General features: G+C 27.3%; 39 protein-coding genes. 34 read left to right on the forward strand and 5 right to left on the reverse strand.

The window, feature by feature from the left end:
* The 3 genes from CQA57_RS08165 to CQA57_RS06945 form a co-directional block, all read left to right on the forward strand.
* Window positions 1-193 (forward strand): hypothetical protein (locus CQA57_RS08165; protein ID WP_170126845.1); only part of this gene is annotated, 193 nt, incomplete at its 5' end.
* A 2-nt stretch (window positions 194-195) separates the two neighbouring features.
* A complete protein-coding gene (locus CQA57_RS06940; RefSeq protein ID WP_115579514.1) occupies window positions 196-891 on the forward strand; it encodes an endonuclease in 696 nt (231 codons plus the stop codon).
* A gap of 46 nt (window positions 892-937) precedes the next feature.
* Entirely contained in the window at window positions 938-1,768 is an 831-nt protein-coding gene (locus CQA57_RS06945; protein ID WP_115579515.1) for a RepB family plasmid replication initiator protein, read from the forward strand.
* 49 nt (window positions 1,769-1,817) lie between these two features.
* On the opposite strand, the gene CQA57_RS06950 is transcribed toward CQA57_RS06945, so the two are convergent.
* Window positions 1,818-2,114 carry a hypothetical protein gene (locus tag CQA57_RS06950; protein ID WP_115579516.1) on the reverse strand — a complete coding sequence of 99 codons (297 nt, stop codon included), beginning with the start codon at window positions 2,112-2,114 and terminating at the stop codon, window positions 1,818-1,820.
* 261 nt (window positions 2,115-2,375) lie between these two features.
* On the opposite strand from CQA57_RS06950, the gene CQA57_RS06955 reads away from it, so the two are divergent.
* The 17 genes from CQA57_RS06955 (at window position 2,376) to CQA57_RS07035 (ending at window position 11,979) form a co-directional block, all read left to right on the forward strand.
* Window positions 2,376-2,903: a thymidine kinase gene (locus tag CQA57_RS06955; protein ID WP_115579517.1), complete on the forward strand. Its 528-nt coding sequence runs from the start codon at window positions 2,376-2,378 to the stop codon at window positions 2,901-2,903.
* A 3-nt stretch (window positions 2,904-2,906) separates the two neighbouring features.
* Complete coding sequence (locus tag CQA57_RS06960) at window positions 2,907-3,344, forward strand: hypothetical protein (protein ID WP_115579518.1); 438 nt, start codon at window positions 2,907-2,909, stop codon at window positions 3,342-3,344.
* A gap of 295 nt (window positions 3,345-3,639) precedes the next feature.
* Window positions 3,640-3,894: a hypothetical protein gene (locus CQA57_RS06970; RefSeq protein ID WP_115579520.1), complete on the forward strand. Its 255-nt coding sequence runs from the start codon at window positions 3,640-3,642 to the stop codon at window positions 3,892-3,894.
* 22 nt (window positions 3,895-3,916) lie between these two features.
* Window positions 3,917-4,555, forward strand: a complete 639-nt coding sequence (locus tag CQA57_RS06975; protein ID WP_115579521.1) for a hypothetical protein — start codon at window positions 3,917-3,919, stop codon at window positions 4,553-4,555.
* Entirely contained in the window at window positions 4,556-5,584 is a 1,029-nt protein-coding gene (locus CQA57_RS06980) for a TraU family protein (protein ID WP_115579522.1), read from the forward strand. It begins immediately after the preceding gene.
* A complete protein-coding gene (locus tag CQA57_RS06985) occupies window positions 5,581-6,339 on the forward strand; it encodes a TrbC family F-type conjugative pilus assembly protein (protein ID WP_170126846.1) in 759 nt (252 codons plus the stop codon). Before CQA57_RS06980 ends, CQA57_RS06985 begins: the two co-directional genes overlap by 4 nt.
* Entirely contained in the window at window positions 6,336-6,626 is a 291-nt protein-coding gene (locus CQA57_RS06990; protein WP_115579524.1) for a hypothetical protein, read from the forward strand. Before CQA57_RS06985 ends, CQA57_RS06990 begins: the two co-directional genes overlap by 4 nt.
* A gap of 639 nt (window positions 6,627-7,265) precedes the next feature.
* Window positions 7,266-7,727 carry a BspA family leucine-rich repeat surface protein gene (locus CQA57_RS06995; protein ID WP_115579525.1) on the forward strand — a complete coding sequence of 154 codons (462 nt, stop codon included), beginning with the start codon at window positions 7,266-7,268 and terminating at the stop codon, window positions 7,725-7,727.
* 2 nt (window positions 7,728-7,729) lie between these two features.
* Entirely contained in the window at window positions 7,730-8,335 is a 606-nt protein-coding gene (locus CQA57_RS07000) for a hypothetical protein (protein ID WP_115579526.1), read from the forward strand.
* Between the two features lie 133 nt (window positions 8,336-8,468).
* Window positions 8,469-8,807 (forward strand): hypothetical protein, encoded by a 339-nt coding sequence (locus CQA57_RS07005; RefSeq protein WP_115579527.1) that lies wholly within the window; start codon window positions 8,469-8,471, stop codon window positions 8,805-8,807.
* Window positions 8,804-9,100 (forward strand): hypothetical protein, encoded by a 297-nt coding sequence (locus tag CQA57_RS07010; RefSeq protein ID WP_115579528.1) that lies wholly within the window; start codon window positions 8,804-8,806, stop codon window positions 9,098-9,100. Before CQA57_RS07005 ends, CQA57_RS07010 begins: the two co-directional genes overlap by 4 nt.
* 289 nt (window positions 9,101-9,389) lie before the next feature.
* Entirely contained in the window at window positions 9,390-9,959 is a 570-nt protein-coding gene (locus tag CQA57_RS07015) for a hypothetical protein (protein WP_115579529.1), read from the forward strand.
* A 12-nt stretch (window positions 9,960-9,971) separates the two neighbouring features.
* Entirely contained in the window at window positions 9,972-10,142 is a 171-nt protein-coding gene (locus CQA57_RS08170) for a hypothetical protein (RefSeq protein WP_170126847.1), read from the forward strand.
* A gap of 423 nt (window positions 10,143-10,565) precedes the next feature.
* Window positions 10,566-11,012: a hypothetical protein gene (locus tag CQA57_RS07020; RefSeq protein WP_115579530.1), complete on the forward strand. Its 447-nt coding sequence runs from the start codon at window positions 10,566-10,568 to the stop codon at window positions 11,010-11,012.
* 72 nt (window positions 11,013-11,084) lie between these two features.
* Window positions 11,085-11,381 carry a hypothetical protein gene (locus CQA57_RS07025; RefSeq protein WP_115579531.1) on the forward strand — a complete coding sequence of 99 codons (297 nt, stop codon included), beginning with the start codon at window positions 11,085-11,087 and terminating at the stop codon, window positions 11,379-11,381.
* Between the two features lie 20 nt (window positions 11,382-11,401).
* Window positions 11,402-11,566, forward strand: a complete 165-nt coding sequence (locus CQA57_RS07030; RefSeq protein ID WP_170126848.1) for a hypothetical protein — start codon at window positions 11,402-11,404, stop codon at window positions 11,564-11,566.
* Window positions 11,567-11,598: 32 nt separating this feature from the next.
* Window positions 11,599-11,979 carry a hypothetical protein gene (locus CQA57_RS07035; protein WP_115579533.1) on the forward strand — a complete coding sequence of 127 codons (381 nt, stop codon included), beginning with the start codon at window positions 11,599-11,601 and terminating at the stop codon, window positions 11,977-11,979.
* A gap of 127 nt (window positions 11,980-12,106) precedes the next feature.
* Here the strand turns inward: CQA57_RS07035 and CQA57_RS07040 are convergent, their stop codons facing one another.
* The 4 genes from CQA57_RS07040 to CQA57_RS07055 form a co-directional block, all read right to left on the reverse strand.
* Complete coding sequence (locus tag CQA57_RS07040) at window positions 12,107-12,457, reverse strand: hypothetical protein (protein ID WP_115579534.1); 351 nt, start codon at window positions 12,455-12,457, stop codon at window positions 12,107-12,109.
* Between the two features lie 4 nt (window positions 12,458-12,461).
* Complete coding sequence (locus tag CQA57_RS07045) at window positions 12,462-13,076, reverse strand: NYN domain-containing protein (protein ID WP_115579535.1); 615 nt, start codon at window positions 13,074-13,076, stop codon at window positions 12,462-12,464.
* Window positions 13,077-13,367: 291 nt separating this feature from the next.
* Window positions 13,368-14,126, reverse strand: a complete 759-nt coding sequence (locus CQA57_RS07050) for a hypothetical protein (RefSeq protein ID WP_115579536.1) — start codon at window positions 14,124-14,126, stop codon at window positions 13,368-13,370.
* A gap of 11 nt (window positions 14,127-14,137) precedes the next feature.
* A complete protein-coding gene (locus CQA57_RS07055; protein WP_115579537.1) occupies window positions 14,138-14,713 on the reverse strand; it encodes a hypothetical protein in 576 nt (191 codons plus the stop codon).
* A gap of 67 nt (window positions 14,714-14,780) precedes the next feature.
* Here CQA57_RS07055 and CQA57_RS07060 point away from each other — a divergent pair, with 67 nt between their 5' ends.
* The 14 genes from CQA57_RS07060 to CQA57_RS07120 all read left to right on the forward strand — a co-directional run bounded on the left by CQA57_RS07060 (window position 14,781) and on the right by CQA57_RS07120 (window position 23,753).
* Window positions 14,781-15,575 (forward strand): hypothetical protein, encoded by a 795-nt coding sequence (locus CQA57_RS07060; RefSeq protein ID WP_115579538.1) that lies wholly within the window; start codon window positions 14,781-14,783, stop codon window positions 15,573-15,575.
* 4 nt (window positions 15,576-15,579) lie between these two features.
* Window positions 15,580-15,831 carry a hypothetical protein gene (locus tag CQA57_RS07065; protein ID WP_115579539.1) on the forward strand — a complete coding sequence of 84 codons (252 nt, stop codon included), beginning with the start codon at window positions 15,580-15,582 and terminating at the stop codon, window positions 15,829-15,831.
* Complete coding sequence (locus tag CQA57_RS07070) at window positions 15,828-16,523, forward strand: hypothetical protein (protein ID WP_115579540.1); 696 nt, start codon at window positions 15,828-15,830, stop codon at window positions 16,521-16,523. Before CQA57_RS07065 ends, CQA57_RS07070 begins: the two co-directional genes overlap by 4 nt.
* A 412-nt stretch (window positions 16,524-16,935) precedes the next feature.
* Entirely contained in the window at window positions 16,936-17,958 is a 1,023-nt protein-coding gene (locus CQA57_RS07075) for a coiled-coil domain-containing protein (RefSeq protein ID WP_147288361.1), read from the forward strand.
* Window positions 17,959-18,009: 51 nt separating this feature from the next.
* A complete protein-coding gene (locus tag CQA57_RS07080; RefSeq protein ID WP_115579542.1) occupies window positions 18,010-18,708 on the forward strand; it encodes an HD domain-containing protein in 699 nt (232 codons plus the stop codon).
* Window positions 18,705-19,232, forward strand: coding sequence for a metal-dependent hydrolase (locus tag CQA57_RS07085; RefSeq protein WP_115579543.1), 528 nt, complete (start codon window positions 18,705-18,707; stop codon window positions 19,230-19,232). The genes CQA57_RS07080 and CQA57_RS07085 overlap by 4 nt, the downstream gene beginning before the upstream one ends.
* Complete coding sequence (locus CQA57_RS08175; protein ID WP_170126849.1) at window positions 19,225-19,395, forward strand: hypothetical protein; 171 nt, start codon at window positions 19,225-19,227, stop codon at window positions 19,393-19,395. The genes CQA57_RS07085 and CQA57_RS08175 overlap by 8 nt, the downstream gene beginning before the upstream one ends.
* A complete protein-coding gene (locus CQA57_RS07090; protein ID WP_115579544.1) occupies window positions 19,388-20,281 on the forward strand; it encodes a hypothetical protein in 894 nt (297 codons plus the stop codon). The genes CQA57_RS08175 and CQA57_RS07090 overlap by 8 nt, the downstream gene beginning before the upstream one ends.
* Window positions 20,282-20,358: 77 nt before the next feature.
* Complete coding sequence (locus CQA57_RS07095) at window positions 20,359-20,655, forward strand: hypothetical protein (protein WP_115579545.1); 297 nt, start codon at window positions 20,359-20,361, stop codon at window positions 20,653-20,655.
* Between the two features lie 3 nt (window positions 20,656-20,658).
* Window positions 20,659-21,027 carry a hypothetical protein gene (locus CQA57_RS07100; protein WP_115579546.1) on the forward strand — a complete coding sequence of 123 codons (369 nt, stop codon included), beginning with the start codon at window positions 20,659-20,661 and terminating at the stop codon, window positions 21,025-21,027.
* 10 nt (window positions 21,028-21,037) lie between these two features.
* The gene (locus CQA57_RS07105) at window positions 21,038-21,802 is read left to right on the forward strand and encodes a TraE/TraK family type IV conjugative transfer system protein (protein WP_115579547.1); all 765 of its coding nucleotides are present in this window, start codon (window positions 21,038-21,040) and stop codon (window positions 21,800-21,802) included.
* Complete coding sequence (locus tag CQA57_RS07110; protein ID WP_115579548.1) at window positions 21,799-22,767, forward strand: type-F conjugative transfer system secretin TraK; 969 nt, start codon at window positions 21,799-21,801, stop codon at window positions 22,765-22,767. Before CQA57_RS07105 ends, CQA57_RS07110 begins: the two co-directional genes overlap by 4 nt.
* Complete coding sequence (locus CQA57_RS07115; protein WP_115579549.1) at window positions 22,764-23,330, forward strand: M50 family metallopeptidase; 567 nt, start codon at window positions 22,764-22,766, stop codon at window positions 23,328-23,330. Before CQA57_RS07110 ends, CQA57_RS07115 begins: the two co-directional genes overlap by 4 nt.
* 141 nt (window positions 23,331-23,471) lie before the next feature.
* Window positions 23,472-23,753, forward strand: coding sequence for a hypothetical protein (locus CQA57_RS07120; protein ID WP_115579550.1), 282 nt, complete (start codon window positions 23,472-23,474; stop codon window positions 23,751-23,753).
* The last annotated feature ends 113 nt before the right edge of the window (window positions 23,754-23,866 follow it).

Raw genomic sequence — 23,866 nt, forward strand, 5'->3', positions numbered from 1 at the left:
TTTTTTGGGCAAAAGAAAGAGAGATACTGATAAATTATTACAAGAACAAGGATTGAGCTTTGATATTGATTTTGAGAGAAGATCTCACAAGACAAATGATCAAATTGAAGAAGCTTATAAAGCCTATGGTAAGAATACTATAGATGACTATTACTCTGATGTTATTGAATATAAGGCAGGAGGGGCGAATTAAAGATGAAAAGAATTATTTTATTGTTGCTTATAGCAAGTGTATCCCAAGCAGATTTTTCTAGTTTTTCTAATACAAAAAAAGAGCTAATTAAGATTTACGAGGATTTAGGAAGTGAATTTCAAAAAGATTTTTATTGCAACGCACCATTTGAAATCATTAAAAAAGGCAAAAAGACTGAATTAAAAATTATAAAAAGTGAAAATTATACCCCAAGAGTTGCAATCACAAAAAAGGGTAAAATCAATAAGAGAAGTCAATTTATCGAGTGGGAGCATATTGTTCCTGCAGAGAATTTCGGAAGACATTTACAATGTTGGAAAAATGGAGGAAGAAAGGCTTGTCAAAAAGATGAAGCTTTTAAAGAAATGGAAGCAGATCCAATGAATTTAGTTCCAGCAATAGGAGAAATTAATGGTGATAGAAATAATTTTAGATATGCACAAGCACCCAAAGACTTAGTTTTTTCTCAATATGGGAAATGTAGAGTATTTACTGATTTTAAAGCAAAAAGATTTTACCCAGCAGATTACTCTAAGGGCTATATCGCTAGAACCTATCTTTACTTTGAAAACAAATATCCAAACTTCAAATTGTCAAAGCAAGAAAAGCAGTTGATGGAAGCCTGGAATAAGTTATATCCAGAAACTGATGAAGAAAAAATACTGAGAGAAACTATAAAACAAGAAAAAAAAGACTAAAATACTAAAAAAGAAAAAAAAGATAAAAGATAAAAGGAAAAAGGAAATGGGTGATGAGAAACAAAAAGAAAGCTTAGGAAAAATTTATAAACACAATCCTTTATTGTTAGCCTCACTGGAAGTTAATTCTTCAAACTCCAGGAATGAATTAAACAATAATGACATATTAGTTTTTAACTATATCTTAAAGCTTTGTCAAGAACAAATAAGACAGAAACTTTTTATCAATAAAGGTTTATTAAATTTTAGTATTGGAATTGAAGATTTTGCGAAACTTTTTCCAAATAATCCAAACTGGGTTAGAGAAATTATTTCTTCCTTAAAAAGATTATTTAATACAGCGGTAACATTTAAAAATGTTAAGATACCAAAATGTTTAGCAAGCCCTGAAGATGAAATGCCCAATACTCTCTTCAGCAATGAATTATCAGAAAATGATTATGAAGAGTTTTTTGAATATAGTTGTCATTTGATCAGCTCTTTATCAAAACCAAAGAATAAAAAAGATGTTGTCAATTTTTCTATTCACCCTATTATTGCATATTGTGCCTGGACTAAAACAAATTATACTCATATAAGCCTAGATAAAATGTTTGTTCTAAAATCAAAATATGCTCAAAAAATTTATGAATTCATAGAATACTATGTTGGGCTGCACAAAAAAAAGAATGATGAAATAATTTCAATTAGCATTGGAAAGAAAGAATTAAAAAATTTATTTAAATTCGATGATGATTTGCCATTTTCTACAAAAATACAGAGAATAAATAGAAATAATATTTTAGAAAGAGATATGAATAAAATTTATGAAGATTTTAATATTGAAAAGAGAAAAAATGAATTGGTAATAACTCTGAAATATCCCAAAAATCTATGATATCTGCAAAAATATACAAGAATGCTCACTATTTTGTATAAATAACTCACTATTTTGTATAAGAATGCCAATCCAAGCACCAAAGCAAGGTATCCATTGATGAGATAAAAACTCGCAAAAATATACAAGAATGCTCACTATTTTGTATAAATAACTCACTATTTTGTATAAGAATGCCAATCCAAGCACCAAAGCAAGGTATCCATTGATGAGATAAAAACTCGCAAAAATATACAAGAATGCTCACTATTTTGTATAAATAACTCACTATTTTGTATAAGAATGCCAATCCAAGCACCAAAGCAAGGTATCCATTGATGAGATAAAAACTCGCAAAAATATACAAGAATGCTCACTATTTTGTATAAATAACTCACTATTTTGTATAAATAACTCACTATTTTGTATAAGAATTATTCTCTTATGTGAAAACTCGCAGTAACATTATTTGCACTATTTAAAAGCTTTTTTCTTAATATTTTCACATTACTACTAACTTATAACATATAAATATATATAACCTGATTTCACATATTCATCTGAAAAATCATTTGATAAAAAATGTAAATCAATCTACAATCACAAAATAAAATAAAAAAGGAAAAAAATGGAACTACTTACTGGAACAATGAAAGCTGGGAAAAGCACTCTTTTATTACAAAAAGCTAAAGAGGTTAATGCTAAAGGTATCCCCTTTGTTATTATCAAAAGCTCAATAGATACAAGAGATTATTTTGCTAGAAATACAGATATATCCGAATTATCAAAATTAAATCTAGGATACTTTGCAGATGAAAAAGTAGAAATGGAGTTTTTAAATCGATATGAATATATCTTTGTTGATGAAGTGCAGTTTTTAAAACCTGAATTTTTAGAGAAACTCATAGCTAGAAAGTTAAATGGTGCAAAGATTATTCTTGCAGGGTTACTCTATGATGTAAATGAGAAGTTATGGAGTTATTTTGAAACTTTATCCCCTTATCTCAATACTATCACTATTTTAAAAGCCACTTGTGATTGTTGCAAGAAACAAGAAGCGATATTTCAAAAAAGATTTGGTGCAGTAATTAGTGATGATTATAGAGTTTATTGTTTTGATTGTAATTTGAAAAATAGTTTATTGACAAAGGAGTAAGAGATGATGCCTGATTTTATTATATTTTCTTATGATAGGGGTTTATTTTTTTATTATTTGATTTTTTTGTTGCCAATTTTAGTGCTTATTTCAGTATCGTTATTTTTTATTAGCATAAGAATTTCCTTGATAGCTTTTTTTTTAACCTTTTTTGCTTTTTGTGCAGTTACAGCAAAACCAATTGGTTATAAACAATGTAGGGATTATTCTATAGAGGAGTTTTATTCTGAAGGACTAATTAGCAAGAAAACCTTTGATCATTTTTATCCTGAAGTTATGAAAGAGAGATTGGAAAAAGAAAAAGAAGCAAAGGAAATAAAAGAGAAACAAATTGAAAAGCAAAAAATGAGAGAAGAAAGATTGAAAGAAATTGAAAAGCAAAAGATGAGAAAAGAAAGATTAAAAGAAATTGAAAAAGCAGAAAAAGAGTTTAAAGGTTAGCCAAATAGGATATGGAGGAAGTAATGGAAGTAATAGATTTTATGATAGATAACGATTTTATAAATTTTTTATACAATTTATTGTCAATGATGGTATATACAATTTTTATAATTTTTATGTATATATACTTTGGAAAACAACTTTTTGTTTTTAAAAGAAAACAAATGGAAGCAAATAAAATAAAATGTCTCATATTGCTTATTTATGTTGTATTATTTTGTAAAGCATTTTATAAAGCCTACTTATGTTTTTGCTATATATTTAAAATATTTAATCTTAACTTATGGATATGATAATGGATTTTTTAATCGCTCTTTTATTTGGAATTTTTATTTCCTATCTGGAAGATAAAAAAGCTCAAGAGGATTTAAATGACAAAAATCTTGGAATGACAAAATCTGATGATTTTAGAATTCTAGTTTTTATTGGTGTTTTTATTGGAGCTTTTTGTGCAGAGAAGCAAACTATTTTTTTTGTGATTGGATACTTAGGACATCCTTTTATAAAAGTTGTTTTAGCAAAAATAAATAAAAAAAATAAAAAAGTATAAAAGCTATAAGAATGGAAAAACAATGAAAAACAAATTAAAAGTTATTAAAATCAAGTTAAAAGAAAGAGATCAAGTTGATGTAAATATCAATCCTAAGATGTGGGGTTATTTATACAATCTTAACATAAATCATCTTAAAGAGGATTTATGCAAATTAACAAATGAATACATCATTATCGGTATTTACTTTGGAGATTTTAAAACTCAAAGAGAAGCAAAGGAATTTCACAATACTATTTTAAAAAATCCAAAAGCATTTTTAGAATTTGATTATAAACAAAGAAAGATTTTACTAAATGGTAAAGAATGTTGTTATTTTTTTAGATTCTATCACAATGCTTGTGATGATTTAAAACAAACAAAACTAACAACCTCAATAGACCGCCAGCTTCTTACAAAGATTGACAATCTCTTTTGGAATGAAAAGAACAAAGGAAAAGAGGATCTAGGTTTTGATTTTTTTTATATGCAAATTAAAAACATTACTCTAAAACAAGTAAAAAGCATTGCTAATGCAAAGGCAAAAGAAAGAAATACAGAAGCTAATGGTGGAGAAATGGGAGAAGAATTTTTTGGATTAGATAATGTTGCTTATTACTTTGAAATAGGTGATAATGAAAAAATTGAAATACCAAAATATTATTACAAGCCAGAAAAATAAATGAAAAAGATTTTTTTTGCTTGTTTCCTTATTTTCCAATCTTCGTATTCCATTGAAACTGAAAAGGGAATGCTCAAATTTTATTCCACTATCAATTGGGAAAAATTTTGGGGGAGCTTTAAGTTTGATTTTTTTGGTTGCGATTGCCCTCCATTTTATCTTAAAGACTGGTGCGAATTTTTTTTCTGTGATTTTCTTCCAGCCATAGAGGAAGAACATATAGAACCTTTTGCTGCATTTAGTTCATCTCCAGAGCCTTTTGATTTTGTAGGATTGGGAATAAAAGGCGGTGGAAAAGTATTTGGTGTTTCAAAAGGCGTTACTAGAAGATCTAGTGGTAGTGGCTCTTCTGGTGAAAATACAGATGAAACCAAAGAAAGCACTTCTTTTAGACAAATTAACTTAATGCCTTTTCCTATCGCTGGAATGATTGCTTTTTTTGATGTAACAAATACCATATGTCTAGCGAGTGGAAATGTCAATTCTATGTATATATCAGATATTGATCCTCTTTATGCAAACGAAGGATTGAATAATCTTTGGACACTCATTAAAACTCCAAGCAGATTATTGGATTTACTTTTACCTATCTGGGAATTAAGATGTGTTGTAGATTGTTTATCTTCCACCTTTAATTACCCTTTAGATAGCTTTTATACTTGTAATGGTTGCAGAGGAGGTATTGGAAGTCAAGATACTGGTTGGGTAAAAAACAATGATCCAATGGAAAACTCAGAGATGTTGGCTTTCAAATTGTTAAATAATTTGCACGAGAGAGCTGCACTATATGATGTATCAAGTAATAGTTGCACCAATAATACGAAATTAAATATTAAAAAATCCCAATATAAAATATCTTTCGGTGCTACTTCAAATAATGCCCCATTTTATATGGGAAGAATGCGTTTTATGGATTATGATTTTAAAGAAAGTTTTAAGGGCAAGGATTCTTATTTCTTTTGGATTTGGAAAAAAAGAAAATTTTGTGGATTTTATGAGCGATTATGTCAGGACAATTTACCACTATGAGAAAGTTATTTATTTTTGTTTTTTTAAGCCTTTTTGTGTTTGCTAAAGATAAAAGTAAGATTATTGATTTCTTTGAAAAATATAAGAATAATTTTGCATTGCCAGAGAGTTTGAGCAAGGCGTATGATGAAATTTTGAATCAAGTTAGATTAAATAATAATTCTTCTGTAGAAAAGAAACTCACAATATTCCTATTAACTAGCCTTAGTGTTCCAGATGTTTTTAATGTTAATTTTGAAAAAAACATTCAAAAGATTAAGGAACAAAAAATTGATATTCAAACAGCTTATGTTTTTGCAGGGTTTCCTAAAGAAAAAAATGGTATTGAAAAATTTTTATTTAGAATGGGTGGGTTAAGAGAAGATCCAAGAAAAATAATTGAGATAATCAAAACAAGAGCTATGAGTGCTGGAATGACTGAAAAAGAATATATGCAGTCTCAAGCTGATAAAGAAGGAATTGATATTCAATCTTATGCAAAAAAACTCTACTATGATGAAATAGGAAAACCAGAGAAAATCAATACTATATTAAAGATTTTACCACACTTATTCAAAAGATATTCTATTGATAGAGTTCCTGCTTATTTCATAGGTGAATGCCCCATCTTTAATACTGATTTTGACCTTGATGAATGTGATTTTGATTATTACGCTTATGGAGATATGAGCTTAGAAACTTTTTTAAAGTATTCTTCTATAAATAACCAAAAATACAATAAAATCTATTTTTCCTTAATAGAGAGTGTGAGATGAAAAAAGTAATATTTTTTGCAATTTTTTTAACATCATTAAATGCTGGTGCAGGTGATAACTTCAAGATAATTTTAGATATGATTGGTGTTCTAAATGACAATAAAGACAAATATGATTTTGAATTTGATTTAGATGGCAATGAAAATGCATTGGATAACACAGGAATCAATTCTTATCGTTTGGAAGCCAATTCTGCAGTGGATAGTTTAAATCCAGAAGAGATATTCAATAATAGCACTCAAAATTTTAATAATTCATTAAATAAATTCAAAGAAAATGCAAAGTAGTTTTGTATTAGAAACACTTAAGTAATTGCAAATCGGAGAGCGTGAGATGATGATTATAGCAAGTATGAATGTGATACTTTTAAATAAAATTAAAGCGGTTTTGTTAGGATACTAGGTAGAGCCTTATTCGGAGAACCGCCTAAACTCCTCAATGTATTTATAGCTTTTAAGCTAGAAAGGAAAATACATTTCTATATTCTCTTTTTTCTGAGAATATATATTTCACTTGGTTCAATGGAATATATTCGGAATATATTCCACAGGAATTATATCATATCTCTTAAAGTTGTTTTTTAAATTTGATCTAAAAAATATTAAATAAACTTGCAAATTTTATTTCATTTGAAAATATAGAAAAAACATCTAAAATTGTATTGCAAAACCAAAGAAATTTAATGAAATTTTTAAAATGAAATAAAACTCTCAAAACCCACAAAATACATATAAAATAATCATCATTATACTTTGTAGTTTATAAGTATTTTACTCATAAAAGAATATGCAATATACTCATCTTTTAATACATAATATATGTTATTATTTAAATATATTATGCGTTATAAATTATAAATATTGTTAGTTTGAAATAACGCAAACAGAGATATATAATAACATTATAAAAAAGATAAAAGGATTGCGATGAAATACACACCAAAAACAAAAAAAGAATTAAAAACATTATGTAATAATTTATCAATCAATCTCATAAATATCAATACTTCACTCATTACTGATATGAGTGAGTTATTCCTAAATACTAAAAGAATAAATTTTACTGGTATTGAAAATTGGGATACTAGCAGTGTTAAAGATATGTATTGTATGTTTGATGGTTGCAATAGTTTTAATGCTGATTTATCTAGGTGGAATGTCAGCAATGTAGAAAATATGGCTTATATGTTTTATAACTGCAATAGTTTTAATGCTGATTTATCTAAATGGAATGTTAGTAATGTAGTGTGTAGTGTAGGAATGTTTGCAGGTTGCAATAGTTTTAATGCTGATCTTTCCAGTTGGAATGTTGGTAATGTTAAGTATATGCAAGAAATGTTTGCAGATATGCCTAAATACAATAAGCCGAGTTGGTATGAAAAGGATTAAAAATGATAGAAAAAGAACAATTTGAAGATATAAAAGACAAACTAAGAGTTTGTAGAGAAGAGAGAGGTTTAAATAAAGAAGACCAAAAGAGAAACTTTAGAGTCGATTATACAAAAGAGTTAGCTAAGTTTTTTGAGGCAGAGCGTGATAACAATCAGTATGGTATTATTAAAGCTTTGTGCGATATGATTGTAGTATGTGTAAATGCAGGAGGAAATATTGGATGTGCGAGTTGTGAGTTTACTAACATAAACTTAACATATCCCATTATATATCGCAGTATTGATATAAAAGGATTGCTATATGAGCTTAGGAGAGAGGGATACGACCCTTACAAATGCTTACTTGAAACTATCAAAGAGCTAAACTCACGCACTGGTTCTTGGAGTGAGGAAGAAGGTAAGTGGGTAAAAGATAAAGGTGCTTATACTAAAGAGGAAGCTAGAGAGGTGGCAAAAGAAATACTTAAAAAAGACTATGTTGAATACCCACAATCTGTATTGAGAGCTGGGCAGAGATACTGGCAGTTTGTAGCAGAAAACCACTTTGAAATAAAGGAGTGGTATAAAGCAGATTATGCAAGTTGTAAATTGGAGAGTGTAGAATGAAAAAACATTTACTAGCTTTAGCGATTACAGTTTTAACTTTTATAATGATGATATATCAATCAGCAACATTCGTATTTTTAGTTTTTTCAATGTTTTACTACATTGTGTGCGAAATTTTAGAGAAAGGCGAGATATGAAAAAAGAGTTCCAAAAATTGAGAGATGAGATATTGAGAGCAGAATTGGGAGAAGGCGATTATTTAAAAACAAAAATGTTTGGTGTCGATATTGAGGTATATGTTAGTGATATTGAATATCCTTCTAATGGATATGCTTATAGTATTTATATTAGCGTTAAGGATTATGGCACTATTTATGTAATTTTAACTAATGATGATGAGGAGTTTTTATGGGAACATTGTAGCTTTGATGGGTCTGAGTTATTCAGATTATATCTTCTCACAGCTAAGTTGGGTGGTTATGAAGAGTTAGATAAGTTGTTAAACGACGAGAATGTTAAGGAGGCAGAATGATTGAAAAGATGAAATTTAGCGAGTTGGCAAATCAAATTAGGCTGTGTATCGTAGCAGATAAATATAGTGCAGAACTTAAAAATGGTTTTACCCTATATTGTAGAACTGCTGATTCTTATGTTTACTCAGAGCCTGATTACAGAGTTTTTGACTTAGAATACGGAGGTGAAGTAAAGAAATCTTTATATATTTTTGACGACTCTTATAATAAGATAGTAGAAGTTTTAAAAAATAATAGAGAATATTTAATCAAGCTTGGTTTTGTAGATGATATAAGTGATGTAAGTTATTAACGGACATCTCAGCTCATCTCATAAGCGTGAGCTAAGAGAATATATCTTCAATCTCTAGCTTATGTTTCAAAAATACTACAAAATACATACAAAATAATCATCATTATGCTTTATACTTTATAAGTAAAATGATTATAAAAGAATATGCAATATACTCATATTTTAATACTTAAAATATATTCTTATTTTCATATATTATGCGTTATAAATTATAAATATTATTCATTTGAAACAACGCAAATAGAGATATATAATAACACTATAAAAAAGATAAAGAAAGGAAAAATAAATGGGAAATAGATTGGTTTTAAATATGAAAAAAGATGGAAATGATGTAGCTACTGGTTATTTTCATTGGAGTGCTTCTACCACTGATAGTGCAGAAATACTGGATAATGTTCTATATTATTTAGATAACAATGATGAAGAAATAAACAAACGATATATCTATGCTCTATATTCTGTTGGTGCTGGTTTAACAGAAGAAGCAAAAGAAACAATCAAAGAAAAAAATATTGATTTAAAATTGGTTGAAGGCATTGATAGAAATAGTGGAATTATTGATATTACAGAAGAGGCAATGAATGAAGCTATACAATATGCAGAAATATTGATTACTATTGATTACTTGGAAGACACAAAAAGTTTTATTATCAATTGCGAACAAATGTTATATCAAGATACTGAAGTTAGCAAAGAAGATGCTGAAAATTCTAATTGCAGGGTTATTGAAATTGATTTTGAGCTTAATAATCTAAATATCATAAAAGCATTTGATTTTATAGATATTGTTAATAACTCTACTTATGAAGATGTATTTGTAGTTAATAATAAAGTTTATAAGCACATTTTTTATTGATTAGGAGTTAATATGTTTAGAGTAGTTTGTGTATGTGGAAATTTTGAGGATTATCCAACCATCGAGGAGGCTGTCTCTTCTTTTGGATTTATTGATAGCTGGCAGCCCATTGTTTGTTGTAAATGTGGTTCTGAGATAGATATTATCACGACTTCAGAAGAGGAAAAAGATGGCATTATATGAAGTAATTTTTCCATTAAGCACATCAGAAAAAATTATCATTTTTTTGTGCATTTTGTATTTTTGCTTGATGTTTTTGTTTGATTTTTACATTTTTCTAAAAGACAAAGAGAAGCTTAAAAAGAAAAAATAAGAGGGACACCCTCTTATAAACTCCACGATTTGAGGGGAGAACCCCACGCCCCCTTTTTTATTTTTTAAATAAAGAGATCTAAAAAGAGCTTATTATCTATATAAACCTAGCTCGTCGATGATTAATAGCTTTTCAAGGTTTTTGCATACCTAATATATTGGTATATATTATTTTAAATGCATTTTGTGTATAAATATTGATGTATTTTGTGTTTTATTTTTAATATATTATATGTTTGAAAACATTTAATAATAGGATTATAATTACACTACAAAAAATAAAAGGAAAAAACTATGCAAGTTGAATTTCAAATATTTGGTGGCAGGGATACACAAGCAGAAATTTATAGTTTCAAAGATTTAGCAGAGTATATTGGAAATTGTGATTTTTCTTATACAAGCAAAGAACAAGAAGCTGAAATAATAAATGAGTGGATTGATGATGCAGAAGATGAAGATTGTTTATCATACTACAATGAACTTATAGATTATTTAAATACATTGACAGGCAATGTCTGGTTAAAAGTTTTTTGGAGCAATGGAAATAGCAAGGTTATTGTTTTTAATTCTAGTGAAGAGGATATTTTTAAAATATTGTTAAAGAATGAATTTTTTGCAAGAAAGATTTTGAATTTGCATTATTTAAATGTTGATAATGAGAATTTTATTGAATACAAGAAAGCAAGTGCTAGTGAGAAAAACTTCAATAATGCAGAAGAAGTTGTGATTATTGAATATTAAAAATTAAATTTTTAAAGGAGCAAAATATTAAAGAACATTTAAAAATTTCTCATATGAATAAAAAGGAATTAAATGAAAGTTAAAAAAGAAAAATTTAATGCTATGTCTTTAGAAGAGCAAATAGACTTTTTACATAGTGTGCCAGTAACATTTTGGATTTGTTGGGATTGTTATGCACCTGACTTATTGATACTTGATTACAACTCCAAATATGAGTTAAAGATTAAATCAAGAATCAGTCAAGAATGGTTTGAAATTGATAGGCTTGAGTATTTGGGAGATGGTAAGTTTGTGGCACATTCTGGGGATATAAGTTTTTCATTTATTCCATACTATGCAGTTAAATCTTTTTATGGAGGATATAGGTAATGAAAATTTATGTGAAGCAGATGTCTGTAGAAGACTTAGAAAAATTGTTAAATAAAGAAATGATGGAAAGAGCTAAGCACGATAGTATCATTGTTGATGTGCTGCACGAAGTTAATAGGAGAGGTTTAAAGTTGGAGTGGAACAACTCTGAACTGGATAGAAAGTATTTTTATATACTTAGTTAAAGAAGATTTATGAAAGTTATAAAGGAGATGGAATGAAAAACGAAATTATGGAAGGGCAATATAGAGGCTTTAAATATATAGTTACAAGACAAAACTTTGAAACTATTCCTTCTTATTGTTGTGGCTATATCGTTATTGACAAAGACTTGATGAAAGAGTTGGGGATAACTTATAGCTCTGGTTTTGATATGTATGACAGGGATATGGAAGTAACATTTATATACGACTCTGATAAAGATGAAGAGTGGGATTTATGGTTTGATTTACACTTAAATGAAAATGAAAATGTTTTTGGTTTTGACAGAGGACATATTTGCAATAATATGAATACACAAGCAGATATGAAATCAACAGAGCTTCTATGCCACGAATGGATTGATTATATTGTGGAGAATAAAAAGGAGTTGAAATGAGTAATGACTTAAAAAGATAATTTTAAAATTATTAGGAAGTGGATTAAGGCAAAAAGACCACTAGATGATAGAGAGATAGAGTTTATTAGCAAGATTATTTGATGGCATTAGCTATGGAAATTATGTTTTAGACAATCTTAGAGAGACCTAAATCCAAGACTTGCATAAAATGAGTTATAAGCCACTCACTTCCTTGTGCATTTTGAATATATTCAAAGAATTTACTTTTCTTTATTTTTTCCCCTTTCTCCTTGTTTGTTTTATCTTTAATCTCTTGTAAAAAATTGATAAATTCCTTTTTGCTAATACCTTGCTCTTTTAGTTTGCAAAAAAATGTTTCAATCTCAGATGATGATATATCAATAGCCTTGTTGCATTTTTTGAAATTTGCATTTTCAATATAAACATCATTCATAGAATCATCTATCTTAATTCCAGTTTCACAATTTATCATTTTTATATTTTTTATTTTTATCATTATCTTACTCCCATTCCTGAGGCATACATATTTCCTCACCATTATAAGTAATTTTTCCAGGCAAAAGAGATTTTTTGAGATGACTATTTTTAATTTCAAACCATATATTATTGGAAGTAAGACCCTTAGATTCTTTTTTCTTTAGCGGAGGAACAAGCAATATGATTTTCTTTTGGGGGAATAGATCTTTTACTCTTGAAAGCGTTGAGGACAAATCAGTGTCAGCAGTAACAACAAAGGCTTTATCAAACCTATCTTCATAGGCATCTTCAAGCAATTGAATTGCCATATTTATATCACTCTCTTTTTCTTCATAGGAATGGTATTGTGTCTTGCAGTTCTTGCAGAAAGGGTATTTGTTCTTAAACTTGCCTAATATCACTTTTACTCCACGAGATTGTTGAGCGTCAAGATATACTTTTTGTCTCTTTTTCTGATTTGGATTAGTAGAATCAAATTTTAAAAGTGCAGTAAATAGATATACATCTAAAAGCTTATCTTGTTCTTCTAGGTAATTCTCACAGAGTTTTTTTAGATCTAGCCATTTTAGCGAAGGATTTTTTAGATTTTTTATTGCATAGTATAGGTTAAAACCATCAATATAAGCATTAACTCTCATAAGTCCAAACCTCCAAAAGAGGTTCGGTTACAACCATATAGGTGTAAGTTGTAGATTGAATTATACATAATTTTTCCTAAATATAAAATTATATTAACAAATTTTATAAGAATACCACTTATTTTTTCAAGCACCAAAGTTTTTGAAAGAATTTTGAGGTGTATCTCGGATATTTGCGATATTCTTGTTAAAGTATCCTTGATACTAATGGATATTAAAACAAAGAAAGGAGTGCATTTAGAATTATTATTGTAGTATTGCTTTGATTGTTTGATACAATGAGAGAGACTATCAATCGATAGTCATCTCAATTTTATATGGCACAGAGTTGATATTATAATCAAGCATTATCTTTGTGTTCTTAATTACTTCTTGACTTGGTGTTGTTGATTTTGGAGTATAGCTATTTGAATATACTTCAAGTAATTTTTTATTTCTAAGATTTAAATCTTTTTCTTTTTTAAAGAATTCTATTAAGTCGCTAGATTTTAATGCTGATTTTTCATTTATAACGCCTACAGGCAATATTTTGATTTCTCTATACATAGATAAATCTCTCTTGAGATTAGAAATAGCTTCTCTGCAATAAGGACAATTTGGATCAGAGAATACATACAATATTTTTTTACTAGCATTATTGCCTTTGAATGTTAAAAAGGCATTGGCTTTTTCTATATCGCTAATAATGTTTTTTTGTGATGATACTTGTTTGTTTTCATCATCTTGTGTATCCCAATACTTTGCAATTATTTCAGAGAATGTTTTTTCAATCTCTTTGTTTTTGAAAGAGAATAATGGAGTTATTGCGATGAGCATATCTCCATTATCATTTGTTATCAATGGTATAATTGTTTTTTTCTGATTATCATTTTTTTCTTTATTAGAAACTACCACCAATCTAATATTCTTATCTAGCTTTATATTTTCATAAAAAAATATTTTTTCATTGCTTTTTGTGTAATCATTGAGAAGATTTTCTACATTATTTTCAAAATTAGAAGCAAGTGCTAAACTTAATGACATAGAAAGAAATAAGAAATGCTTTTTCATTTTTATTTCACTTAATCTAGTTTTTTTTGTAAGTTTATTATTTTCTTTTCGATTTCCTGGACCATATTTAACATCTTTCGTTCTTCTTTGCTTAAGATGTTATAAAACTCTTGAATTTTGCTTTGATTTTCAATCAAAAAAGGAAGATTGGAAATCTTATCGTATATCTCTGTATGTTTTTTGTTTAATAAAAATATTTTTTCTGATAACTTGTTATTGGGAACTAGAAAAACATCTCTGCGTCTTTTAATATCATCTCTTTGAATCAAAATATTAAACATAGCATTGATTATAGACAAGTCATAAGAGCTTGATTTTTGCAAGAAGCTTAGAATTCTGGATTTTTTATGATGATAGCTATCAATTTTTTTTTGCTTTTCTTGTTCTGTCAAAATTCTTTTTTCATTCGTGAGTATGCTTTCTAGTTGTTTTGTTTCCTTTTGTTTAGCATTTTTAGTGTTTGTTTGTGTATTACTAACATTTTTTTTAATAGTCTCTTTCTTTGTATCTTTCTTAGTCTCTTTCTTTGTATTTTTATCATTTTTAGTGTTTGTTTGTGTATTAACATCTTTTTTTACATCTTCCATTTTCTCATTCCTTTTTTAAATTTTTGATAAAAAATTATAATACAATTTAGAAAAAAAACGAGACTAAATGACAAAAAGTGATCTATTATTAATTTCAGAAGAGTTTTTTGTTGATGAGAGAAAAATTATTTCTTTTCTAAAACAATCTTATTCTAAAACATTTAATATTGATAAGAAAAGAATAATTTCTTTTGATTTTAAAGATGGTGTTGTGCTTGTAAATAGAGATAATAGGATTGCTATAAATTGCATTGGCAGTTTCCAAAGGACAAAGAAATGGAAGAATTTCTTAAATAATTTTAGAGATTTATTAAAGGAACACAAAAGAGTTTTGTTAAAAACAAACTTGTGTATAAAGAATAAATATATGTCAGATATTTTTAATGGCAAAAAAATAGTTACAGGTTTTTTTGATAGCACTGATGAAAAAAGATGTTTTTTTTATTTAAAAAACTCTATAGGAGAAAGACAAAAAAACATTATTCTGTATTGCAAAAAAGAGAATATGTTTGAAACAGATATATTAGAAAAAGACAATAATTTTGTTTTAAAAATAAAAAATATAAGACTTAAAAAAGGAGTTTATTATATATCCTGTTCCAGGAATAATGATAAAGATATTATAGATTTAGATTTCAAAAATAACTTAGAATTTATCATAGATAAGATTTTTAATGATGATAAAGAAATAAAACAAATATTATTAAAAAGCTTCAAAATAAGAGGTATTAAAATCCAAAACTTTAAAGGAGTTGTAAATGTAGAATGTATTGATATGACATATTTAAAACATATTAGAAAAATTTTCTTTATATTAGAAAATTATAAAAAGAATTTAGAAATAAAAATATATTGGAGATAAAAAAATGGCAAGAATAGAAAAGATTTTAAAAAGAAAAAGAGAAGTTATTAAAACTACATTATTTGGACATACAATCCAAATGGAAAAAGATGTTTTTGATGATATTTCACTTGTATTTGATGTATTTACATTTGATGTATTAAAAGATGAGGCAGAATTTAAGAAGCTTTTTTCTTTATTTAATGTTTTAGCAAACGAAATAAAAGAAAAAAATATTCAGAAAAATCCATCAGAGAAATCGGAGAATAATAAATGAGTTTTTTAACAAAACCAGAAGAAGTTAGGTTAATAGATATAAAGAAAATTGATTTTGGAGATATGATTGATGTTATATCTCTTTTTAGAAAAGATAGAATTTCAAATACTTTATATAATATTTTTGGCGGCATAATCAATAAACAAATAGATGATAAAAAACACAAAAAGAATGAAATTCCTTATATCGTTTTTAATAATAATCCATTGACAATAAATGTTGAATTTAATGCTTTTATTTTAGGATTAGCAGATTTTTTTACAGATGAAACTAGAGATATTTTCATAGATGATTGTAAATTATCATCAGAAAATCTTGCAAAAAAATCAAAAGTAAAAAGCAATTCTTGTTTAATAGATTGTTTAGAATTTGCTTCAAGAATATTATATTTATCTGGTAATAGCACATTAAAAAATTTCCAATTCTATAAGCCAATTGTTTATAAATTTAAGGACAAAGATAGTGATATTTTTTTTCAGATGGCTGGTATTTTTTTCTTAAAAGATAAGATATATGATCTTTTAAATAAAGTAGATATTGAAGATAATTTAGTCATAAAAAATTTAGAACTTTTAGAAACTATTTATCAAGATAATTTTGAACAGATTGCATTTGCAAATAAGGAATGCAGTGAATTTTGGAATAAAAAATCCCCAAAAAATATTAAAAAACAAGTGCTTTTGGCACTCTAGTAAAAAAACCCTATATATGTATATATATATGAATAATATTTGATTACTATTTCAATATATTTGATTAATAAATTAGTAATATGTGATTACTATGTGAATAATATTTGATTAAATATTCGTAGAATATTTTGAAAACTGCTAAAAAGAGGCAAAGATGATTAACTTTGAATATATTCATTTACTTGTTTTAAAAGTTGAAATCTTTTTATTAGAAATTCTAAGAGACTTTTTTGTTTTTGTAGAAAAGAACACTTTCATTTTTTTTGTTTTCATTTTTTTTGTTTTTTTCATCGCTTTTAATCTATTTTATTACTTTAAGAAGAAGGAAAATATTTTTAGTTCATTCTTTAAATTTAAAAGAAGACTTTCAGACTCTATTGAAGTAAATCGTGTCAATAAGAAAATTGAAAAAATGAAAAATAAAAAAGTGGTTTCATTGAATGAAGCAATTGTATTAATTAGAAACTCAAAGAGCTTTAATTTTGTTACAAATGACAATAGTATTATTCTTGAAAGAGCAGAAATTGAAACTGAAAAAATTACTAAGGAATATAATAAACAAAAAGAGATAGCCACAAAAACTAGCAATGAAATTAAAAAGAATGGATATGAATTATTAGAAAAAGTTATTCCAAAGGATATACATATAGATCTGGATGAGAATGGTAATATTTTAAAAATGAATAATATTCCACAAGAAGCACTGAAGAAAATACAACAAGCTCAAAAGGAAATCCTTGATGATAGTTTTTTAGATGAACAAAATACGAATATTAATGAAGACTTTCTAAATAAAATTATAGAAGATGATTTACTGGAAGATACGGAAGCCGATAAAAAAGAACAACAAAAAGTTAGTTTTGGTTTAAATGATTTATTAGATGAAGAACAAGAGAAACAGAAAACCGATAAAAAAGAACAACAAAAGAAACAATTAGAAGATGATCAAGAGAATATCAAAGAGAATATCAAAGCCAAAGAGGAAATAAACAAGAACAAAACCAAAGAAGAACAAATAAAAAAACAAAATAGTGATACTAATCAAAAAACAAAAAAAATGAAAAGTAAAGATGATATAGATTTTTTTGAAGAAATGTTTCAAAAAGGATTATTGAATCCACCAAGTGTAAAAACAATCTCTTTTTTTAAAAAATTATATACAAACTTAAAAATCACTCCAGAAGAAACCCATTTCATTGCAGAGGTTGATAAATTCTATATTACGCATAATTTTTTAGAAAAATTTATTTTTATAAAGAAAGCAGAAACAATACAAAATTTTGACCTGAGAAATAGAAATAAAATAAATCAAGAGTTTTATTTCTATTGTATTTCCTGTGGGCTAGAGGATAAAAAAGATTTTATTTTTTCTGCTGATGAGCAGATATTTTATTTTTTTGGATTTTTGGATTTTAAGGAAACTTTTTTAGACTAAAAAGATATAATTAAAAAAAGATAAAAGATAAAGATAAAAGGAAAAGGGAAAATGTCAAAAAGCTTTCTGGGAAGAGCCAGATTGGGTTTATTTGTAATAAGAGAAATTAGCAAAAAGAAAAATAAACTAAAAGAACAAATAAGAATATCAAGCAATAGCGACTTTCTTTTTGAAAGCGACATTATTAAATCGGTTTTTAATTTTTATTTAAAAACATATCCAGAACCAAAATTTTTAGAAATATTTAAGATCTTGATAAGTGATTTAGAAAAGAATGATTTTATATCCGATTCTTCTGTTTCTAAAAAGTTTGAAGCTTTATATGACTTTAATGAAACGCAGTATAATCTTTTATCAAAAATTAATTTGCTAACACATACCTTAAACTGTTTGATCTATTCTATGTTACATCAGGATAAAAATACGCCGTCAAACATTAGAGAAGAAATAACTATTTTAGCCTTAGCACACGATTTTGGAAAAAATTCAAAAATCAAGAACATTTATGCAAAGAATAAACATTTATCTCACAATGAAATATCAGCGAATTATTTAAAAACTATATGCTTGAAAACAGAAATTGAAGATGAGATTACAAAGAGAATGTTCTTGACTTTGCAAAATCATCATAATAAGGACAATCAAAATAATAGTTTTTTTATCATAGAACTCAATAAGATTGACAGAAGTGTTAGAGAACAAGAGCTTTTTAGAATTGAAAAAAACATAGCAGATGAAAGAATAAAATGATATTCAAAACACATATGGCTTTTGCAGTTAATGTTGCATTACTGCTGGATATAAATAATATACTTGTTTTTGGGCAGGAAACATCAAGAAGCATTTTTTATTTAATTTTGCTTTTTGGAAGTGTTTTTCCTGATATAGATGAACCAAACTCATTCATAGGAAAAAAATTTCCTGGAATAAGTCATTTTCTATGTTTTAGTCTTGGGCATAGAGGCTTTACGCATTTTTTAGCATTTCCTATTTTATTTTTTATAGTGCTTTCATTCTTTATAGAAAATATGGAATATGTTTTTGCTTTTTGCTTAGGAATTTTCTTGCACCAAGTTGGAGATATGCTAACTAATTCAGGGATTAAGAATTATTTTTATCCTATACCATTTTTAAAAAGAATTGAAAGAGCCGTGCTTTTGCCAAAAAGTTTAAGATTTAGCACTGGTATGTTGTTTGAAAAAGTGGTTTTTTTGCCACTAATGATCGTTATTCTTCTATTTTTAGGTTATAGGGCAGGGGTTTTATATGTTTAACTTTATTATAACAATGAGGATTTTTTCTTTGATTGCTAGAATAGATAAAAAAATGCTCAAAATGAAAAAGCCAGAAAAAAGATTAAAGATAGAAGATGATTTAAATGGGGTAGAGAAACTTTTAGAAAAAATCTTAAAGGAATGTGAGGAAAAGAATGGATAAAATTTTTAAAGACGATCGGAAAATCTGGGGAAATAGTGGTGGCTTCAATACTGGGTTAAAACAAAAAAAAGATGAAATTTCTATGGTAGATTTTGAAGCTACACAAAACATACACGATACAAGAAGAATGAATCAAAATGGGAGCTTTAGAGGTTTTCCAAAAACAGAAAAAGAAAAGAAAAAATCTAAGTATCCTCTTTTTTCATATATACAAGAGCAGCACGATTTAATGCAGTCTATGTATTCTAGCGGAACATCTCTCAGCGGAATAAAGGCTATGGATTTTACAGAATCTGAGTTTAGAATGTTGCCCATAACAGTGGGAGCAAAAATAGCTGGGAAGGGTATTTTATTTGTTTTATTGTATTTTCTATTGAACTTGCTTGATTATATTATTTTATCTCTTTTTAATTTGGGCGGATTTTCATTCTATGGTTTATTGTTTAGTAGTGTTATTTTTGCTTCTTATTTCTTTTTCCACAAATACACGATACTCTCTATGTTGCAATTTGTGATCATTAATGAGGAAACACCAAAGACATCAAGATTTTATATAAGCTTAGAACGATATTGGAGCATTGTAGAATATTTATTTTTTGCTCTGACCTTTTTAATGGCATTTGTTGTGTTGTTTAGCAAAATGATCTATTCATATGTTTTTGGTGCAGTGTCCAATCTAAACAATGCTTTAAATTTAAAAATAAATCCCGATGTGATATTCCACGCTGCTTTTCTTTTGCTTATTGCGAGTGGAATAATAGCTGTTATATATATTTTTATATCAGTTGTTGCAAAATCAAAATTTGAAGTATTGCAAAAACAAAATTCAATCGATATATATAATCAAGTCAATCCTGATAAGGCTGTTGATATATTATCTCAATGAGAAGGAGGAATGTCGGTTACATAAAATAAGAATTCGTTTCAACGAAATAAAATATAAATAAAAACAAGGAGTAAAAAATGAAAAAAGCATTTCTTGCAATATTATTGCTATTTAGTTTTGGCTATTGTGCGACAAATCCTCTTGAATTTGTAAATAATGCAGTTTTAGATGTATTCTCAAGCTCGGTTGCTTATCTTTTAAGTTTAGCAATTTTGCTTGGTTGTGTATCTGCTGTCTTTTTTGCCAATATGAATTGGATAACAGTTAGTGTTACTGGTATTGTTTGTATTCTTGCAGTTTTCAAAGGACCTGAATTTATCAAAATGATTGGTGATTTTAGCTCATCGTATTCACCTCAAAAGGGCGTGTGGTAAAAAATGGCAAAAGAAAAAATCATTAAGTTTCCAGACAAAATTAATGGATCAGCTTATTTTAAACAATTCCCTATAGATATGCTAAAAGTTGTTTTTTTGGCTGCGAGTGTGTGTGCCATATTATCACCTCTTTGCGGTATATCACCTTTTAATTCTATCTTTGTGGCTATATTGGGTGCATATATAGCTGCAAGATTTTATCTTGCTAATAGCAGTGGGGAATACAGAAGAAGCTATTTTAAGCACGCTCTTTTGCAAAGAGGTGTTCCATTTATTTCTATGTTTTACAAAAAAGCTTTTAGTGCGATTGCAGAAAAAGGCATTCCAGAAGGTTTTTTTGTGGATATAGGTGAAACGATTTTTAGAGATTAAGGAAGAAAGAATGAATACAAAGAAAAATTTTGATATTTTTGGCGGTGATTACTTAGATGAGAACAAAAGACTAGTTGTTAATAATAGAATTTTATTGCTAGTGTTAGGCACTCTTTTGCTTTTTATTTTAATGTTATCAGTTTTCGCCTTTAAGCTATATATATCAAAACAAGTAGCTGTATTCCTACCTCCTTACAAAATAGAAGTTAATTATCAAGACGCAAATCAAGATTACTATAAGGTTTGGGCTGAGTGGGCTGTTTCCTTAATCTCTAATGTTGATGATAGAGATGTTACCGAAAAAATTAATAGTGTTGTGAGATTTTTTGATCAAGAGAGCTTAGCAAAATCATCGGAGTTTTTGAAAAACTATATCAATTCTATAAAAACAAACAAAATAGAACAAAGTTTTAGATTTAGAAATCAAGACACAGTAGTGGAGTTAAATCAAAAAAATAGCGGAAATAAAGCAAAAGTTGTTATCACTGGCGTTGCTACTCAGAAAATAGGAAATCTCGTTAAAAGAGAAAGAGAATGCTCTTATTCAATAGGATTTTCATTTTTTAGACAAACAATATTTTTTAGATACATAAGCACAAATTGCTTTGATGGCAGAACGCTAACAAGTAAAGTAGATGAAAATAAAGACATTATTATCAAGAATATCGAAGATGGAAAGAAAACTAAACAAAACTTTACTGATCCAGAAAAAATTAATAAGAAAGAAGTGATTAATGATCCGAATGTAGATGATACTCTAAAGGATTTAAGATGAATAAAAAAATATTTTATTTAGTATTTTGTTCATTTTGTTTTGGATTTAATCTAAATGATACTCTTAATGATTTAAACAATAAAGCCAAAGAAATTCAAAACAATATTAAAATTGGAGATAATCAAACATCTCTTTCTATGCCTACTAATAAGCAAGATAATAAACAAGATCAGGGCAAAGATGATTTATTCTTGAATAATAAACAAACGAAAATTGAAGAATATGCACCTAACAAAAAGATTCAAAAACAATATAAAGTTCCACAGGACGCTGTTATTTTTGAAATGAAAAGTTATTTAGAGATTCCAATTGTCGTTGATCGCTATGCGATTATTGACTTTCCTTTTGCAATCAATGTTAATAGGAGGACAAGTTTTGAAACAAGAGATCCTGGAAAAAATAATGGGAGAATTAATAAGCAAGAATTACAGAATATTTTTTCTTTTCAGAAACAAGAAAATAAGCTTATTTTAAAATCCCAAATTACTGGTTCTATTGATTTTCTAATATTGGGCGGGGATTATCCTATTGTATTAAAAGTCTTTGTTAATAAAAACAAAGGAGAGAGTTATTACGCCATTAGAAATAAACAAAAAAATTTAGAAAAAGACATCAGTAGTGTTAAAAAATTTGAAGCAAGGACACACGAAGATGTTATTGCTTCTTTGATTTATGGCATAAAGAATGGCATAGCAAAAGATGGATATACACACAGAAAGAATATTGATAATATTTTTAAGCTTAAAAAAGAAAAAATAACCCTAATCTTACGAGAGAAGCTTATCGGAAATCAGTATGTAGTGGAAAAATGGAGCGTGATTAATGATAATAAAAAACCTATCCAGCTTTACGAAGAGATGTTTTTTGAAAACAATGAAAAGACACCTATATATGCCATAAGCCTAGATAACGATGTTATAGAAAAAAACAGATCTACCGAATTATTAATTGTGAGAGGCAGATGAGTTTTTTTTTGCTCGATATTATTGATATTCTTATATTTATCGCTATTTTTGAGCTTTTTTTGCTAAGTCGTCGTATATTATTTTTAGCTTGGTTTTTTAGACTTCCAGCAATCTTTTTGCACGAATTAAGTCATTGGATTTTTGCATTTTTAACCAATGCAAAGCCATCTAGTTTGAATATTTTCCCAAAAAAAATAGGAAATTCTGTTGTTTTTGGCTCTGTTGAATGTAAAAATATTACCTGGTATAACGCATTATTTGTCAGTATGTCTCCATTGATACTTTTTCCAGTAATCTTTTTTTTAAAAGATATTTTTTTCTTTTATAAGCTAAATAGCTCTTTTTTTTCCTATATCTATTTGTATCTTTTATTGATTTTTTTTACAGCAGCAATACCATCAAGCCAAGATATAAAAGTCTTTTTTTCAAAGCCAATTGCTGTTTTGATTGTTTTTTCAATTCTTATAAGCAGTTTTTTTCTATTTGAAAAAGAATACTTAGTATGCTTTAATTACTTAATAGATATTTTTTTTACTAAATTTGAGGAGGTGCATTTTTTCTAGTTGAGAATATCCAAAAAGAGGATTAAAGTCGTTTGGACTATAAAGAAAATCTTTATAAATGGCTAACATTAATTTTTTTGGTTAGGAAGCTTACGCTTCTTTAAGTTGGAATAATTTACTAAATAAAATAAAGGATAAAAAATGATAATTTTTATTACAGTAATTTTGGCAATAGTTTTTTTTACAGCTTATGTAAAAGCTGAAAAAATAGTAAAAGATGATCAAAATAATGGATTACTTGAAATGCCTAGAAAAAAAAGGTTAAGGTTTTTCAAGATAGTAATGCTAACATTATCTATCGCCCTTGTAATTCTTGCTGTCTTAGGTATTGCGGCTAAAAATAGAGAAGACGCAAGAGCCAATTTGTTAGATGAAAATAGCAAAATAGCACCAGCAATAGAAAGAAAGATGACTTTTGACTAATTTGTGCTTATTTTAAAAAAATGCTATAATTGTGTCTTAAAGTTTTTATAACTTCACGATTTTTCGTGTTAGGGTTCTGTCATTTTGTGTATCACTATGTATTACATAGGCAA

Origin of the sequence: Helicobacter anseris (genome assembly GCF_003364335.1) — a bacterium.
Lineage (GTDB): Bacteria > Campylobacterota > Campylobacteria > Campylobacterales > Helicobacteraceae > Helicobacter_H > Helicobacter_H anseris.